The organism is Limosilactobacillus reuteri (genome assembly GCF_034259105.1).
GTDB lineage: Bacteria > Bacillota > Bacilli > Lactobacillales > Lactobacillaceae > Limosilactobacillus > Limosilactobacillus reuteri_G.
In genome coordinates, this window is record NZ_CP139478.1 from 700,001 (window position 1) to 715,000 (window position 15,000).

Sequence of the window (15,000 nt, forward strand, 5' to 3'; positions counted from 1 at the left end):
TCATAACCCGGAGGTCGTTGGTTCAAATCCAGCCCCCGCAATTTTGGTCCGTTGGTCTAGTTGGTTTAGGACGCATCCCTGTCACGGATGAGATCACGAGTTCGAGTCTCGTACGGACCGTATTAATTAGTGATAGATAAAAACTTCCTACGTATAGGTAGGGAGTTTTTTTAGGCTCTACGTCAAGTAGTGTTGATACGCAAATATGAATTTTCGCCAATTAAATTGGTCTAGTTAGAATCGTCATTCGTGGCGGTTCTTTTTAGTTAGTTTGAATTTGGTGGCCAATAATTAAATAAATCCGCGTTTTAAATGCCGTAAAGTAACGATAACCACAGGCAACTCGTTTGATAGTTTTAATTCGATTATTAATCCCTTCGGTTCGACCATTTGAGAACTTCGTCTCAAAGCCACGCTTAATTCCCTTTTTATAGCGTGCTAAAACTTGACAACGGCGGATTGTATAATGGCTGACACTGTCTGGCCGGAGTTTAAGTAATTGAAAGAAAGTTGTAAAATCACGTTGATTGTAAGCACGCTTCAAGGATTGAATAAAATTATAGGTGGCTCTTAACTCTTGGTCATACGCTAACATTAAGTCTAAGATCATAATGGAATTAACAACGCGATTAAAATAACGTCCTTCGTAATAAACTTTTGTACTTAAATTTTCCCGATCTTGAAGAAATAGCCGCCGATAACGTTTAAGGCGCCGAGCTTGTTTCTGCTCCGCAGAATCACCTTTTCGCAAACGATTGAAGACATGAATTTGCACATGATTCATCGTATCATTAAGGTGTTTGGCAATATGAAAGCGATCATAGATGATTTGAGCACAAGGAAAAACGGTTTTAACTAGTTGATCATAAGCAGCGTTCATATCCATTACCAGATATTTTACCCGGCAACGGGCAGCACGTGTAAACTGTTGATAATGCTTAAATAAACTACGTAATCGCCGATCTTCAAGGAGTTCAAATAAGCAACTCCGATCACCATCAACGGCGATGAAACTCATCTTACCTTTAGCGCTCCGCATTGATTTAAATTCATCAATACATAGTGTTTCCGGTAGATAGTTTAAATTCGGCTTGTATTGATCAGCGAGGTCCAAAAGGACCCGCTGGACCGAAGCTTCACTGATAAACAAATCATGGGCAATATCTTTAATTGTTTGAATTCGCGTTAACCGAAGAATAATTTTACGCCTTAAATCACGACTAATTGTTCGTTGCTTTTCAAAAAGATAACTAGTCGCATTAAATGTTGTATGGCAGTCAGGACATTGAAAACGTTGAGTATTAACAAGCAATATTAATGGTTGAGCCCTAAATTGTCCATATTTGTATTTAGCTTGATAAAAACCATATTTTAAGATTTGTCCACGATTAATAACGCCACAATTGGGACAAGCACGCGGGATATAAGAAAGGGTACAGGATATTTGTGCCACCCGAACGTTTTTAATTGATTTATATTTAAGCCAATGATGAGGAAAATTTAAATGAGGGTCTGTTAAATCGAGGAGAGTCCTTGTATCATTATCCATGGAGGTTACCTTCTTTACTATGTGATTTGGCGATTTCATTGTATCAGAGGGCATGCCTCTTTTTTAGTCCCGAAATGTCAATTTAAGTTAGAAAGAAAATAGTTGCTCATCAGTGACGTAAGACATGAATACTTCATATGGAGTTCGATAGCCTAGTGATTTACGGGGCAGGTTATTTCGCTTACTCATCAGTTGGGTTACCAATTCATCAGGAAGATTGCGGAAATCTAGCTGTTTCGTTAAGCCATCCCGGCGTAAAAGACCGTTGTTGTTTTCGTTCAGCCCTCGTTGATTGGGAGCACCAACCTCGGCAAAGTAAGTGTGAAGGTCAAATTGATTGGCAATCTCGCGCCAGCCGGCGAATTCTTTTCCGTTGTCAAAGGTAATCGATTTGAAGAAGTGCCGCGGGAATTTCCGAAGCCACTGACTTAAGTGTTGGTTAATCGCATTAGCCGTCTTTTCGTGCACATTGAGTACAATTTCGACCTTCGATTGGCGTTCGGTCAGGGTCATTACCGCCCCTTGGTGCTTTTTGCCTTGGACGGTATCAGCTTCAAGGTGCCCAAATTCAGTGGCATAGTGCGGAAAGTCCTTGGCACGCTCGTGAATACTTCGCCCCAATTGGCCAGCCTTCCCACGGCGCTCGACATAGCCATTCGGGTGCCGCTTACCTCGCATCGGCAAGGAACGGACATCGAAGCCGAACTGGCCACGTTCAAACATCCGGTAAAGAGTTCGCCGGTTACAACTAATTGGGCGCTCAGCGCGCCCAATAATGGTATCAGGCGTCCACCTCTGGGCAATTTTGTCGTTGATATAAGTGAGTTCAGCCAGTGACAACTGAGTACGTTTTCGGCCACAACGTTGCTTATTGCGCATATAGTGATCTTGATAATCAGCAATTGAGGCACCGGTTTCCAGGTAACGATAAACGCGATAAACGGTTTCGGCGCAACGTTTGATCATTTGGGCCACTCGGTACGCTTTAAGCTTTTGCACGAAAGAATGGGCGATGATTGTCAGCTCGTTTGTGGTAAGATGGGTGTAAGTCATTTGTGGTTTCCTTTCTTTTGTTTAGGGGTATTCAAAAGTCTACCACAAATGGCTTTTCTATTTTTCTAACTTAATTTTACAAACGGCGAGTTTAAAAACAAAAAATCTGGTATTGGTATAGAAAGTGATATTTCTATATCAACACCAGATATTGTAGAGCCTTTTTTTATTGGCCAAAGTAAACAGTTAATAAAAATACAGATCAAAAAACAGGACCATGAATTATCGAAAATGATAATTCATGGTCCTGTCGTAGGTATCAGTTAAATACCATTGGCAAATGCCCTTATATTATTCTACTTATTAAAAAATGGGTTTGTAAATTTCATCATAGTAACTATTGTCTGACCCCATACTAGTGAAGTTCTTTAAGGATGTAAAAGTTTCGCTTTCCTTCCATGCAGTTAAAGCTTCAAAATCAGCCCAAGCAGTTAGTAAAACTAAAGTAGTAGCTTCCGCTTTATTATCAACGCTAAGCATATAACCACCATTCATGTCAGCTGGTTCAGTTAATACCTTTTGAAGTGTATTATAAAGTAGCTTTTGACGGTCACCGTTTACTTGAAATGATTGGTAGTAAAACATTCCATTTAATTGAGCATCTAGCGTTGAATCAAGAGTTGTTAATTTTACTGGTGATTGAAAAATAGTATCTTTTCCAGAAAGGTCAAATAATGCTAATTTTCTTGTGTGAGTAGTTGCCTGCATTAATTTAAAATGACGTTCGGGATATTTATCAATGATTGATTGTAAAATTTGTCGTGAACCAAATGTTAAGCTAATTTTTGTTAACATATTAATTCCTCCTCAGAAGTTAGTAGTCATACTTATTATAGTACAACTTAATGTAAAATAATTAAATTGTAAATTTTATCTACTTTATTTTTGATAAGACATAAATGGAAAATATAATAGCAATAGAACTTACAAAAAGTCAATAATTTTTGTTATATATCTTTAATATTAATTGAATAGGGAGTATAATAAACAATGTATTAATAAATGTTCTAGTTTAACTTAATAAAGGAGGCCACTAAACAAAATGGTTACACTATATACGTCTCCAAGTTGCACGTCTTGTCGTAAAGCATGTGCCTGGCTAAAAGAACATGATATTGCTTTTAAGGAACGGAATATTTTTTCTGAACCATTGTCTCTAAATGAAATTAAGAATATTTTACGGATGACTGAAGATGGTACTGAAGACATTATTTCAAAGCGGTCTAAAGCTTACCAAAAGTTGAGCGTAGATCTTAATGACTTGTCAATGAAGGCTCTATTTAAGTTAATTAGTAAAAATCCAGGATTGTTACGACGTCCGATTATTATTGATGATAAACGGCTTCAAGTTGGTTACAACGAAGATGAAATTCGTCGCTTCTTACCTCGAAAGGTTCGTGAACTTGAACTAGTAGAAGCTCAAGAAAAAGCAAATATGATTTAACTGATAGAATATGGAAAGTGATATGCTTTCCTTTTTTTATTCTTTTAACCGAGTAACTTTACTTTTAAGCGAAAATCCTTACAATAGAAGTAACATCTAGTTTTGGTAAAAGGAGGTGCTGCTCAATGGAGATGGAACGCATTAATGAAAATACTATTCGCGTTTTGGTAGATAATGATGATTTATCTGATCGGGGTATCACTATTCTAGACTTACTTGGCGATCATCAGCAAATTGAGGATTTCTTTTATAGTATCCTGAAAGAAGTAGATACTGATCACCAATTCCAAAACAACGATGCGGTTACTTTTCAGGTGATGCCCACTAATAATGGCTTAGAGTTATTTATTAGTAAAAATGATTCTAATTTTGCTGGGAATGAACAGCATGGACCAATTAATGACCAGGTGTCCAAATATATTAAGCAACATTTGATTCAAAAAAATAGTCCGGATCAAGATCAAAGGAAAACAGCGATTAATGATTCAGAGGATAATGAGATTCAACATACTAACTGGCAAGTAATTACATTTGATTCTTTTGAAGATTTGATTGATTTTGCGAAAATTGCTGAGAGTGATGATGTTTCATCATATTTATATAAATACAATGATTTGTATTATTTAGCAATTGCTTATTCTGATTCTATTTTGAACAGTAATGATGTTAAAGATCAACTTGCTCTTGCTTATGAATATGGAAACCCCACGGCAACAACGGTTGATTTTCTAAGTGAACATGGAAAGAAAATAATGTCAGTATCTGCCTTGCATTTAATTCGACACTATTTTGAATAAGCTGCGTTTGAGTTCATACTCAACGTAGCTTTTTTTCGTGCAAAATTGATTAATTTCCGTATATAAATATATAGGGGGATTAAATGTTAATTGCAGTTCATAACGATCAATTAGTGTTAGCTGAAAATGCAAAAAGCGATATGGCGTATTATTGTCCAGGATGCGGGCAGGGAGTGATCTTACGACGAGGAAAGCATAAGATTACTCATTATGCCCATAAGAAGGGAAATGACTGTGGCTTTAGCGAGGGTGAAACATTAGAACATTTAAAAGGAAAAAAGCAGATTTATCAATGGGCACAAAAGCATCATTGGAATCCGCAATTAGAAGTCTATTTTCCAACAATTGCTCAGCGGCCAGATATTCTTTTAGAAATTAATGGGCATACTGTAGCAGTTGAATTTCAATGTAGTCCCTTGAGCCTTGAAAAGTTATTAGCACGTAATGAGGGGTATCGCCAGTTAAAAATTCCGGTTTGGTGGATATTAGGATCACCTTATTTGCGTAACTTGAGAAATAAAAAAATCGTTCAGTTTACGCAAATTTTTAGAAAACAGTTTGTTCTCTTATTTTGGGATGTGAAAAGGGCGCAATTAGTTATTAATCAGAAATACTGGCGTTGCTCCTATAGCCGGTTAAAGTATGATAAAAAGACTATTTTAATGGAGCAGATTGAAATGTTGAAGAAGAAACAGTATCATTTTCCAAGTAAAGAAATAAGAGAACTATCATTAACTACTTTAAGACTTACTGGTCACGCTTTGTCTGAATGTCCGCTGGTATGTCATGATCTTGTTGCAAGTTGGCCGGCAATGTCTATTCCAATAATTATTTGGCGAATTGGTGTAATATTAGAGATAGAGAAATTCCCTTTATTTTATTCTTGGGGGAATAAGGAATGGAAAAACTTATTAATGAAGGTAAACAAAAGCGACTGGCTATTCCCCGGTTGTTTACCTCCAGAAACAATTCGCAATATTATTATCAACCAATATACAAACGAATTAATTGCCTTTAAAGTAATTTGTAGGGAGGATAATCATCTTATTTTAATTCATCGTCCAAGATGGTTTAATGATTCACAGTTAAAACTACAGCTGGTTAAAAGGAGATCATAATATGCAACATACATGTACAATGTTTTTAGCAGGAAAGAATGCAACGATTGACGGGTCAACTATAGTTTGTCGTGAGGAAGATTATGGTAATGCGTTTGATCCTCAAAAATTTGTATTAGTAAAACCAGAAAGACAGCCACGTAAATATCAAAGCAAAACAACTGACTTTAAAATTGATTTACCAGTTCCTAAGCTAAAATATACTTCTACGCCTGATGCTGACGATAAAGATGGAGTTTTTGGTGCGGGCGGTATCAATGGTCTGAATGTTGCTATGAGTGCGACTAAAACTATTACTACTAATGCCCGGATATTAGCAATAGATCCTTATAACACTTTATCTGGAATTGGCGAAGAAGATTTTGTAACATTAGTTCTTCCCTATATTAGGAGTGCGCAAGATGGTGTTAAGAAGCTAGGAAGCTTATTAGAAAAGTATGGTACTTATGAGGCTAATGCGATAGCTTTTAGTGATAATAATGAAGTATGGTATATGGAAACAATTGGCGGTCATCATTGGGCAGCTGTTAAAATCCCTGATAACGCCTATGTGATTGCTCCTAATCGATTTAACATTACTAATTTTGATTTTGACAGTCCCAACACAATGAGTTCACCAAATTTGAAACAGTGGATTGATCAAAATAAGTTGAATCCTAGCGAGAACGAATACAATTTACGACATATTTGTGGAAGTGCAACTGCTACTGATACTGTTTATAACAACCCACGAGCATGGTATGTTCAGCAGCAATTAGGGACGATAAATGCTAATCCGCAAAGTAATAACCTTCCATTCATCTGTTATGCAAAAGAAAAGCTTACTGTAACTACAATCAAGAAGTTAATGAGCTCTCATTATCAAGGAACAGCTTTTGATCCGTATCATTTAGAAAGAGATAAAGCACCATTTAGGTCAATTGCATTAAACCGAAATTTAGAGAGGCTGGGAATTAACTATTAAATTCCTTCCTCTGAATATTAAAATCCGAACCATAATTTCTGGAAAATCAAAAATTATGGTTCGGATTTTTCCTTTTTCAATTAATTTTGGCTCTACAATATCTGGTGTTGATATAGAAATATCACTTTCTATACCAATACTAGATTTTTTGTTTTTAAACTAAAAAAGAGGCATGCCCTCTGATACAATGAAATCGCCAAATCACATAGTAAAGAAGGTAACCTCCATGGATAATGATACAAGGACTCTCCTCAATTTAACAGACCCTCATTTAAATTTTCCTCATCATTGGCTTAAATATAAATCAATTAAAAACGTTCGGGTGGCACAAATATCCTGTACCCTTTCTTATATCCCGCGTGCTTGTCCAAATTGTGGCGTTATTAATCGTGGACAAATCTTAAAATATGGTTTTTATCAAGCTAAATACAAATATGGACAATTTAGGGCTCAACCATTAATGTTGCTTGTTAATACTCAACGTTTTCAATGTCCTGACTGCCATACAACATTTAATGCGACTAGTTATCTTTTTGAAAAGCAACGAACAATTAGTCGTGATTTAAGGCGTGAAATTATTCTTCGGTTAACGCGAATTCAAACAATTAAAGATATTGCCCATGATTTGTTTATCAGTGAAGCTTCGGTCCAGCGGGTCCTTTTGGACCTCGCTGATCAATACAAGCCGAATTTAAACTATCTACCGGAAACACTATGTATTGATGAATTTAAATCAATGCGGAGCGCTAAAGGTAAGATGAGTTTCATCGCTGTTGATGGTGATCGGAGTTGCTTATTTGAACTCCTTGAAGATCGGCGATTACGTAGTTTATTTAAGCATTATCAACAGTTTACACGTGCTGCCCGTTGCCGGGTAAAATATCTGGTAATGGATATGAACGCTGCTTATGATCAACTAGTTAAAACCGTTTTTCCTTGTGCTCAAATCATCTATGATCGCTTTCATATTGCCAAACACCTTAATGATACGATGAATCATGTGCGAATTCATGTCTTCAATCGTTTGCGAAAAGGTGATTCTGCGGAGCAGAAACAAGCTCGGCGCCTTAAACGTTATTGGCGGCTATTTCTTCAAGATCGGGAAAATTTAAGTACAAAAGTTTATTACGAAGGACGTTATTTTAATCGCGTTGTTAATTCCATTATGATCTTAGACTTAATGTTAGCGTATGACCAAGAGTTAAGAGCCACCTATAATTTTATTCAATCCTTGAAGCGTGCTTACAATCAACGTGATTTTACAACTTTCTTTCAATTACTTAAACTCCGGCCAGACAGTGTCAGCCATTATACAATCCACCGTTGTCAAGTTTTAGCGCGCTATAAAGAGGGAATTAAGCGTGGCTTTGAGACGAAGTTCTCAAATGGTCGAACCGAAGGGATTAATAATCGAATTAAAACTATCAAACGAGTTGCCTGTGGTTATCGTTACTTTACGGCATTTAAAACGCGGATTTATTTAATTATTGGCCACCAAATTCAAACTAACTAAAAAGAACCGCCACGAATGACGATTCTAACTAGACCAATTTAATTGGCGAAAATTCATATTTGCGTATCAACACTACTTGACGTAGAGCCTTAATTTTGTCCCTGCTTGAGCTACTAACTTTCCCAATTTTGTTAAATTCATAGCCATTAGTGTAAATCCGGTGTCATTTTCCACAGCGCGTTGCCCACGTAAATGTGTTCGGCGTACGCCAAAATCCCTCTTCATGTGACCGAAAACGGGTTCAACGTCGTACTTACGTCGACGATAAATTGCCTTACCTTCGTCACTTGAGAGGGTTGCTTTAACTTTAGCTTTATAGTAATTCCAAGTTGGATTAACTTGCATATAGCGTTGACGTCCACTTGGTGTTTTCGCTAATTGATCTAATTGTACTGATAATTGATGTTTATCTGCCCGATAAAGTTTAAAATCACGTTTAAATCCATATTTATCAATTCTTCGACTGTAACGATAAAAACTAAAACGAACTCCTAGATGGTCAATATAATAATCATCTTCGGCATTATATTGCCAGTTTTGTGATTTAGTTGGATCAGTTTTGTATTCTCGTTTCTGTTCCTTTTGGTAAGTCGTATATGGAATAACAGGCTGTTTTTCAAACTGATCAATAATTGTCGTGTAATTATATTCACTACCATACCCTGCATCAGCCACGATATGATCAAAGAAATCTAAAGAATGAAATTGAGCAAGAAATGGTACTAATGTTCTAGTATCTGTCGGATTAGAATATAAGGCATAATCAAGAACAAATTGATTGTGGGTAGCGATTTGTAAGTTGTATCCAGGTTTCAATTCTCGGTTTTTCATTGGATCTTCTTTCATACACATGAATGTGGCATCATGATCTGTTTTTGAAAAGCTATTGCGGCCCTTAAAAATATCTTCTGCTTCTTCATACTTATTAGCACGAGGTATAAAGTCTTCTTTTAATTGTCGATGAATCTTTTTTAAGAAACGGCGTCGTCGTTTCTTAACTGAACCACCCTTGATTACTTTAGGTTCTTGAGCTATTTCTTCATTCAATTCACTGATTTTATCATCAATATTTTCAGCCATAAGAGCCATTCCATTAGCGGTTTCCACTAGTTCTGGACTCATCGCTTTAACTACCCGTTTTTCGACTAAATCTTCGTAAAGTTTGATTGTTTTTTCTTTTAATTTTGCATGATATTTTTCAACAGCTCGACGCCAAGTAAATGAATACTTATTGGCATCTGCCTCAAGCTTTGTCCCATCAATAAAGAAAGCATCACCTTGAATTAGTCCGTGATCCTTTAATGCCATCGTAAAGTACACAAAAGAACGTTTGATTAAATTATTAGCTTGTTGACTTTGGCGAAAATTATTAATTGTATGGTAACTATAGGTATGATCACGTGCCAACCAACGCATTGGTAAATTCCCTTCAAGCATCAACTCAATTTTCCGACCAGAATAAGTTTGACGTGAATAGGCAAATAATAAAATTTTAAGCATAATCGCTGGATGAGAAAGTGGGCGACCGGTAGTCGCTACTTTGTCATCCAATAAAATTTCTTGTGGAATCGAATCTACAAAAGCATCAATCATACGTACAATATGTCTTGATGGAACATTATAATCATAATTTAGTACGAATTCTGTTTGCCCTGTGATATAATTTTGATACATGAAAATCGCTCCTCTTTGTTTGTTTTTAGGGGTAATTACATCATATCAGGAACGATTTCCTGTGTACATAAAAATCCGTACAATGAATCTTTGTAGAATTCATTGTACGGATTTTTATTTTCAACTAGGAGTTTTTTCCCGGCCTCAATGTTCCGGCAAGTATTGCTGGTGTCCATTGGTTGGCATTTGGCCCTAATACTTTTAATGCAGTGGTTCCCTTTTATGCAAATATTGACGATACACCAATCCCTTATCGAAACACTAGTACTGAATATTCAATAGACGATATGTATTGGCTCACTCATACAATTGCTGCGCTTGGGGACCAAAATTATCGGCAAGCACAGAGTATTGAAGAAAACTTTGAATTACAAGTAATGGCAAAAACAATGAATGTTCAAAAGAATACGGATAAGGAAATAGCACAACACCGTGATGTTAGTGCATTTTTAACCACAGTCAATAATCAGATGGCCGAAATTGCGGTAGCTGAGAGTAAGAAATTGCTGGGGAAGCTAGTTAAACTTGCCTTTTCAAAAGAACGATTGCAATTCTAGATCGAAAATAAAAAAGAGGTTGGAATTCCAATCTCTTTTTTATTAATTATTACTTTGTATAATTTGTAGTTTAGGCGGACGGTATTGGTTTACAAATTCATCTAGTGATGTAGGTCGAGCCAATTTTCCGCTTTTAAATGCGTTTATTAAAGTATTATAGTCAAAATTTGGAATCATTAGGCCGTAATCAGAATCTTCGGTGTTAAGAACGACTGCGGTAGCCGTTTCTGATATGCCTAGATCACTTGCGATTTTTTGATCTTGACGGAAAGCCTGCTTGGCAAGTTGACTTTGCCGATCCTCAAAAAACATTTCTAAGTCAAGGTGTGAATCATGTGCAATTTTATTAATTAATTCATCGTTGTAATCCAAGCCTTGGTTAATCAGTGCGGATTGTAATTGTAATAGATAATGCCGTCCACGTTTTCGTCCTTGGAAGAGGGCTGCTTTATAATCTAATATTACTTGGTTAAGGGTTTTTGATACTTGTTGTCTTATAGCAAGATCATGGGGATTAAGATGATAATATTTAAGTGTGTTATCGATCGTTTTCATATTGAATAGTGGTATAAACTGATAACTAATTTTTGTATTTAAATCACGATCAATTTTTAACACGTCTTTTTCACACCGTAAACAGCGCATTCCTAATGGATTCACAAAAAGATGAAGTTCGAGCATAATTAACCCCTCCGATCATTTGTATACTCAAAATCCTAATCCTGTGAACATAATTATTTTTGCAAATATCTAACTATTTGTAAAGAATTTAGTTTTAAGATAATTACAAGAGTTATTATTATAAATGTGCTAAAATATACGGAGATTTAACAGGAGGCTGAATTATGATTGAAGATTGGCAGCATTTTTTATTGCCATATCAGCAAGCCGTAAATGAACTAAAAGTCAAATTACGGGGGATGCGAAAGCAATTTCAAGACCAAACGCAACATTCTCCGATTGAATTTGTAACTGGACGAGTAAAGCCAGTTGATAGTATTAAAGAAAAAATGATTAGACGACATGTGCAAGAGGACCGCCTTGAACAAGATATGCAAGATATTGCCGGTTTACGGATCATGTGTCAATTTGTAGAAGACATTTATAAGGTAGTTGACTTATTACGGCAGCGAAGTGATATGACTATTTTAGAGGAACGAGATTACGTCACCAACGTTAAACCGAGTGGATATCGTTCATATCATATTGTTATTGAATATCCGGTCCAATTGATTACTGGAGAAAAAAGAATATTAGCTGAAATTCAGGTGCGAACCCTTGCAATGAACTTTTGGGCAACGGTAGAACATTCCTTAAATTATAAATATCAAGGTGAGTTTCCTGAGGAGCTATCTGCAAGGTTGCAAAGAGCCGCAGAGGCAGCATTTAAGCTTGATAATGAAATGTCAGAGATTCGGGAAGAAATAAAGGAAGCACAGACATTGTTTTCTAAGCGGAGGTCAACTAATTCTATTAATGAAGATGAGTTAAAGGAGTAAGTTATGAGAATTGGAATATATAATAATGAAACAGCAGAATCTCAACGAGTGACAAAGGTTTTAAAAACCGAAATGAAACGGGCGGGTTTAACTTATGTCGAAAAAAATCCAGAAGTTGTAATAACAATCGGTGGTGATGGCACTTTGTTATCAGCTTTTCATCATTATCAAAAAGATTTAAATAACATTCGCTTTGTTGGAATTCATACTGGGCATTTAGGATTTTATACGGATTGGCGGAGTTTTGAAATTGATGATTTAGTTGATAGTTTAGTAAAAGATAGCGGACAGGCAGTTTCGTATCCCTTACTTGACATGAAAGCTACTTATTCTGATGGACAGATAGAGAATTATATTGCACTTAATGAATCAACAATTCGGAATGTTACACGAACAATGGTATGTGATGTGTTTATTAATAATCATCTGTTTGAAAACTTTCGGGGGGATGGGTTATGTATTTCAACTCCAACCGGTTCAACTGCTTATAATAAATCAGTCGGTGGTGCCATTGTCGATCCAAATAGTGTTGGCTTTCAGTTAGCAGAAATGGCTTCACTTAACAACCGGGTTTTTCGGACCCTAGGCTCACCGATTATTTTTGGTGCTGATGCTGAGTTAATCTTGCGTTTGCGTGATGAAAATGGTCATGTGCTTACATACGATCGTGATCAATGGATGCTTAAAAGCGAGAAAGAACGGTATCTGACTGAATTATCTTATAAAGTATCCAAGCAACGAATATATTTTGCTCAATATCGGCATAATAATTTCTGGAATCGAGTAAAAGATTCATTTATTGGTGGAGTGCATTAATGGAATTTAATTGGATATACGATCATCACACACCACGGAAATTACGATCGGCATTAAAAATGTATGGGGTTTCTTCTTCGTTATTAAAAGTAGCCATATACCATGGAGGAAAAATGCAAATAAACGGGGTAGATAAGTGGGCCGTTGATACTGTTAATTACCACGATAAGGTAACCTTAATCCTCCCTCCAGAAACTGCTAATGATAATGTGGATGTCAGTGAGGCACCTATCGATATTATTTATGAAGACCAGGATTTTTTAATAATGAATAAGCCCGCAGGAGTAGCGACAGTTCCAGCTCATAACGTTCCGGTAGCTGATAGTTTGGTGAATCGGGTGAAAGGCTACTATAAGCGCCAAAATTATGAAAATCAGGTTACCCATGTTGCGACACGTTTAGACCGTGATACCAGCGGCTTAGTTGTTTTTCCTAAACACCGATTCGCTCACGCTGTCCTCGATGAACAGTTAAAAAAACATTTAGTTAAGAAAAACTATCTTGCTCTAATTAAAGGAAAAGTTCCTGCAGAGCATGGTTATATTGATGCGCCGATTCAACGCGATCCCAATTCATTTGTAAAAAGAATGGTAGGGAAGGAAGGGAAGGCGTCTGTAACTGAATACTGGCGCCAAGAATGGAATGTTCAAGCAAGCCTTATCAAAATTAGGTTGCATACAGGTCGGACACACCAAATTCGCGTTCATTTTGCTAGTCTTGGTTTTCCATTAATTGGCGATAAAATGTATGGTGAAGAATCAGGATTAATTGCTAGACAAGCGCTCCATTGTTATTGGCTAAGCTTTTATAGTCCATTTAAAGGTGAAAATATTACTGTTTCGGCACCATTGCCAAGTGATTTCAAAAACGCTAAAGATGATCTTTTAAGTACAAAAAATTATTAGTAATTGAACTAATTAATAGAAAATTACCAGGAGATAAAATTAATTTGCTTACTGGTGATTTTTTTATAAAAAAGTATTGCAAATAATAAAAATATAGGGTAAAATATAGTTCCTGTCATCGATAAGGCATGAATAAATGATCATATCTCTTAAGATTATTAAGAGTAAATATGGTTGTAAAGTCAATGATTTTTGAAATGTATTCTAAATAACTGTTGACATCTGCTTGATGACATGATATATTAATAAAGTCGCTGATTGAGTTATCAATCAAAAGGGATTCAAAAATAATTAAAATTTCTTCTTGACAAGTTAATTCAATACATGTTATAATGAATATGTTGATTGGATGCTTGATTAGCCAACAGGTAGACCTTTGAAAACTGAACAAAGTTTCGACGAATCAAATGTGTAGGGTCTTCAATCACGATGTGATTTGAAGCAAAACATTTGCGAAGTCAATTCGCTTAATAACAAAGATAATTGAGAGCTATTCAAGTTCTTATATATTTTATATGAGAGTTTGATCCTGGCTCAGGATGAACGCCGGCGGTGTGCCTAATACATGCAAGTCGTACGCACTGGCCCAACTGATTGATGGTGCTTGCACCTAATTGACGATGGATCACCAGTGAGTGGCGGACGGGTGAGTAACACGTAGGTAACCTGCCCCGGAGCGGGGGATAACATTTGGAAACAGATGCTAATACCGCATAACAACAAAAGCCACATGGCTTTTGTTTGAAAGATGGCTTTGGCTATCACTCTGGGATGGACCTGCGGTGCATTAGCTAGTTGGTAAGGTAACGGCTTACCAAGGCGATGATGCATAGCCGAGTTGAGAGACTGATCGGCCACAATGGAACTGAGACACGGTCCATACTCCTACGGGAGGCAGCAGTAGGGAATCTTCCACAATGGGCGCAAGCCTGATGGAGCAACACCGCGTGAGTGAAGAAGGGTTTCGGCTCGTAAAGCTCTGTTGTTGGAGAAGAATGTGCGTGAGAGTAACTGTTCACGCAGTGACGGTATCCAACCAGAAAGTCACGGCTAACTACGTGCCAGCAGCCGCGGTAATACGTAGGTGGCAAGCGTTATCCGGATTTATTGG

Annotated in this window: 11 protein-coding genes, 2 tRNA genes, 1 rRNA gene and 3 pseudogenes (2 of these 17 only partly in view); 12 read left to right on the forward strand and 5 right to left on the reverse strand. The window is 36.7% G+C overall.

The window, feature by feature from the left end; all coding sequences use genetic code 11:
* Together SH603_RS04355 and SH603_RS04360 are read left to right on the forward strand one after the other, a co-directional pair.
* Window positions 1-41: transfer RNA gene (locus tag SH603_RS04355), tRNA-Met, on the forward strand; it begins 33 nt to the left of the window's first position.
* A 4-nt stretch (window positions 42-45) separates the two neighbouring features.
* Window positions 46-120: transfer RNA gene (locus tag SH603_RS04360), tRNA-Asp, on the forward strand.
* A gap of 142 nt (window positions 121-262) precedes the next feature.
* On the opposite strand, the gene SH603_RS04365 is transcribed toward SH603_RS04360, so the two are convergent.
* From SH603_RS04365 to SH603_RS04375, 3 genes are all read right to left on the reverse strand, one after another.
* Window positions 263-1,549, reverse strand: a complete 1,287-nt coding sequence (locus SH603_RS04365; protein ID WP_321534140.1) for an ISL3 family transposase — start codon at window positions 1,547-1,549, stop codon at window positions 263-265.
* An 87-nt stretch (window positions 1,550-1,636) separates the two neighbouring features.
* The gene (locus tag SH603_RS04370) at window positions 1,637-2,602 is read right to left on the reverse strand and encodes an IS30 family transposase (RefSeq protein WP_321534034.1); all 966 of its coding nucleotides are present in this window, start codon (window positions 2,600-2,602) and stop codon (window positions 1,637-1,639) included.
* A 303-nt stretch (window positions 2,603-2,905) separates the two neighbouring features.
* The gene (locus tag SH603_RS04375) at window positions 2,906-3,397 is read right to left on the reverse strand and encodes a hypothetical protein (protein ID WP_003666876.1); all 492 of its coding nucleotides are present in this window, start codon (window positions 3,395-3,397) and stop codon (window positions 2,906-2,908) included.
* Window positions 3,398-3,644: 247 nt separating this feature from the next.
* Here SH603_RS04375 and spxA point away from each other — a divergent pair, with 247 nt between their 5' ends.
* From spxA to SH603_RS04400, 5 genes and pseudogenes are all read left to right on the forward strand, one after another.
* The gene (spxA, locus tag SH603_RS04380; protein ID WP_169471289.1) at window positions 3,645-4,046 is read left to right on the forward strand and encodes a transcriptional regulator SpxA; all 402 of its coding nucleotides are present in this window, start codon (window positions 3,645-3,647) and stop codon (window positions 4,044-4,046) included.
* Between the two features lie 125 nt (window positions 4,047-4,171).
* Entirely contained in the window at window positions 4,172-4,843 is a 672-nt protein-coding gene (locus SH603_RS04385) for an adaptor protein MecA (protein ID WP_169473742.1), read from the forward strand.
* Window positions 4,844-4,926: 83 nt separating this feature from the next.
* Entirely contained in the window at window positions 4,927-5,961 is a 1,035-nt protein-coding gene (locus SH603_RS04390) for a competence protein CoiA (RefSeq protein WP_113896614.1), read from the forward strand.
* 1 nt (window position 5,962) lies between these two features.
* Window positions 5,963-6,904: pseudogene (locus tag SH603_RS04395) on the forward strand (C69 family dipeptidase); the annotation flags it as partial.
* 247 nt (window positions 6,905-7,151) lie between these two features.
* The gene (locus SH603_RS04400; protein ID WP_321533655.1) at window positions 7,152-8,438 is read left to right on the forward strand and encodes an ISL3 family transposase; all 1,287 of its coding nucleotides are present in this window, start codon (window positions 7,152-7,154) and stop codon (window positions 8,436-8,438) included.
* Window positions 8,439-8,558: 120 nt separating this feature from the next.
* Here SH603_RS04400 and SH603_RS04405 read toward each other — a convergent pair.
* A pseudogene (locus SH603_RS04405) lies at window positions 8,559-10,112 on the reverse strand (IS1182 family transposase); the annotation flags it as partial.
* Between the two features lie 158 nt (window positions 10,113-10,270).
* Between SH603_RS04405 and SH603_RS04410 the strand changes: the two are divergent.
* Window positions 10,271-10,669: pseudogene (locus SH603_RS04410) on the forward strand (C69 family dipeptidase); the annotation flags it as partial.
* A 42-nt stretch (window positions 10,670-10,711) separates the two neighbouring features.
* On the opposite strand, the gene SH603_RS04415 reads toward SH603_RS04410, so the two are convergent.
* A complete protein-coding gene (locus SH603_RS04415; RefSeq protein ID WP_169473704.1) occupies window positions 10,712-11,350 on the reverse strand; it encodes a DsbA family protein in 639 nt (212 codons plus the stop codon).
* 164 nt (window positions 11,351-11,514) lie between these two features.
* Between SH603_RS04415 and SH603_RS04420 the strand changes: the two genes are divergently transcribed.
* The 4 genes from SH603_RS04420 to SH603_RS04435 form a co-directional block, all read left to right on the forward strand.
* Entirely contained in the window at window positions 11,515-12,168 is a 654-nt protein-coding gene (locus SH603_RS04420; RefSeq protein ID WP_019251188.1) for a GTP pyrophosphokinase, read from the forward strand.
* A gap of 3 nt (window positions 12,169-12,171) precedes the next feature.
* Window positions 12,172-12,984: an NAD kinase gene (locus SH603_RS04425; RefSeq protein ID WP_169470696.1), complete on the forward strand. Its 813-nt coding sequence runs from the start codon at window positions 12,172-12,174 to the stop codon at window positions 12,982-12,984.
* Window positions 12,984-13,889 carry an RluA family pseudouridine synthase gene (locus SH603_RS04430; RefSeq protein WP_113896611.1) on the forward strand — a complete coding sequence of 302 codons (906 nt, stop codon included), beginning with the start codon at window positions 12,984-12,986 and terminating at the stop codon, window positions 13,887-13,889. Before SH603_RS04425 ends, SH603_RS04430 begins: the two co-directional genes overlap by 1 nt.
* Before the next feature lie 511 nt (window positions 13,890-14,400).
* A 16S ribosomal RNA gene (locus SH603_RS04435) occupies window positions 14,401-15,000 on the forward strand (it continues 976 nt past the right edge of the window).

Coding starts and splice junctions, on each gene's coding strand:
- SH603_RS04365 (WP_321534140.1), bottom strand. CDS start 1,549: ATGGATAATGATACAAGGACTCTCCTCGATTTAACAGACCCTCATTTA.
- SH603_RS04370 (WP_321534034.1), bottom strand. CDS start 2,602: ATGACTTACACCCATCTTACCACAAACGAGCTGACAATCATCGCCCAT.
- SH603_RS04375 (WP_003666876.1), bottom strand. CDS start 3,397: ATGTTAACAAAAATTAGCTTAACATTTGGTTCACGACAAATTTTACAA.
- spxA (WP_169471289.1), top strand. CDS start 3,645: ATGGTTACACTATATACGTCTCCAAGTTGCACGTCTTGTCGTAAAGCA.
- SH603_RS04385 (WP_169473742.1), top strand. CDS start 4,172: ATGGAGATGGAACGCATTAATGAAAATACTATTCGCGTTTTGGTAGAT.
- SH603_RS04390 (WP_113896614.1), top strand. CDS start 4,927: ATGTTAATTGCAGTTCATAACGATCAATTAGTGTTAGCTGAAAATGCA.
- SH603_RS04400 (WP_321533655.1), top strand. CDS start 7,152: ATGGATAATGATACAAGGACTCTCCTCAATTTAACAGACCCTCATTTA.
- SH603_RS04415 (WP_169473704.1), bottom strand. CDS start 11,350: ATGCTCGAACTTCATCTTTTTGTGAATCCATTAGGAATGCGCTGTTTA.
- SH603_RS04420 (WP_019251188.1), top strand. CDS start 11,515: ATGATTGAAGATTGGCAGCATTTTTTATTGCCATATCAGCAAGCCGTA.
- SH603_RS04425 (WP_169470696.1), top strand. CDS start 12,172: ATGAGAATTGGAATATATAATAATGAAACAGCAGAATCTCAACGAGTG.
- SH603_RS04430 (WP_113896611.1), top strand. CDS start 12,984: ATGGAATTTAATTGGATATACGATCATCACACACCACGGAAATTACGA.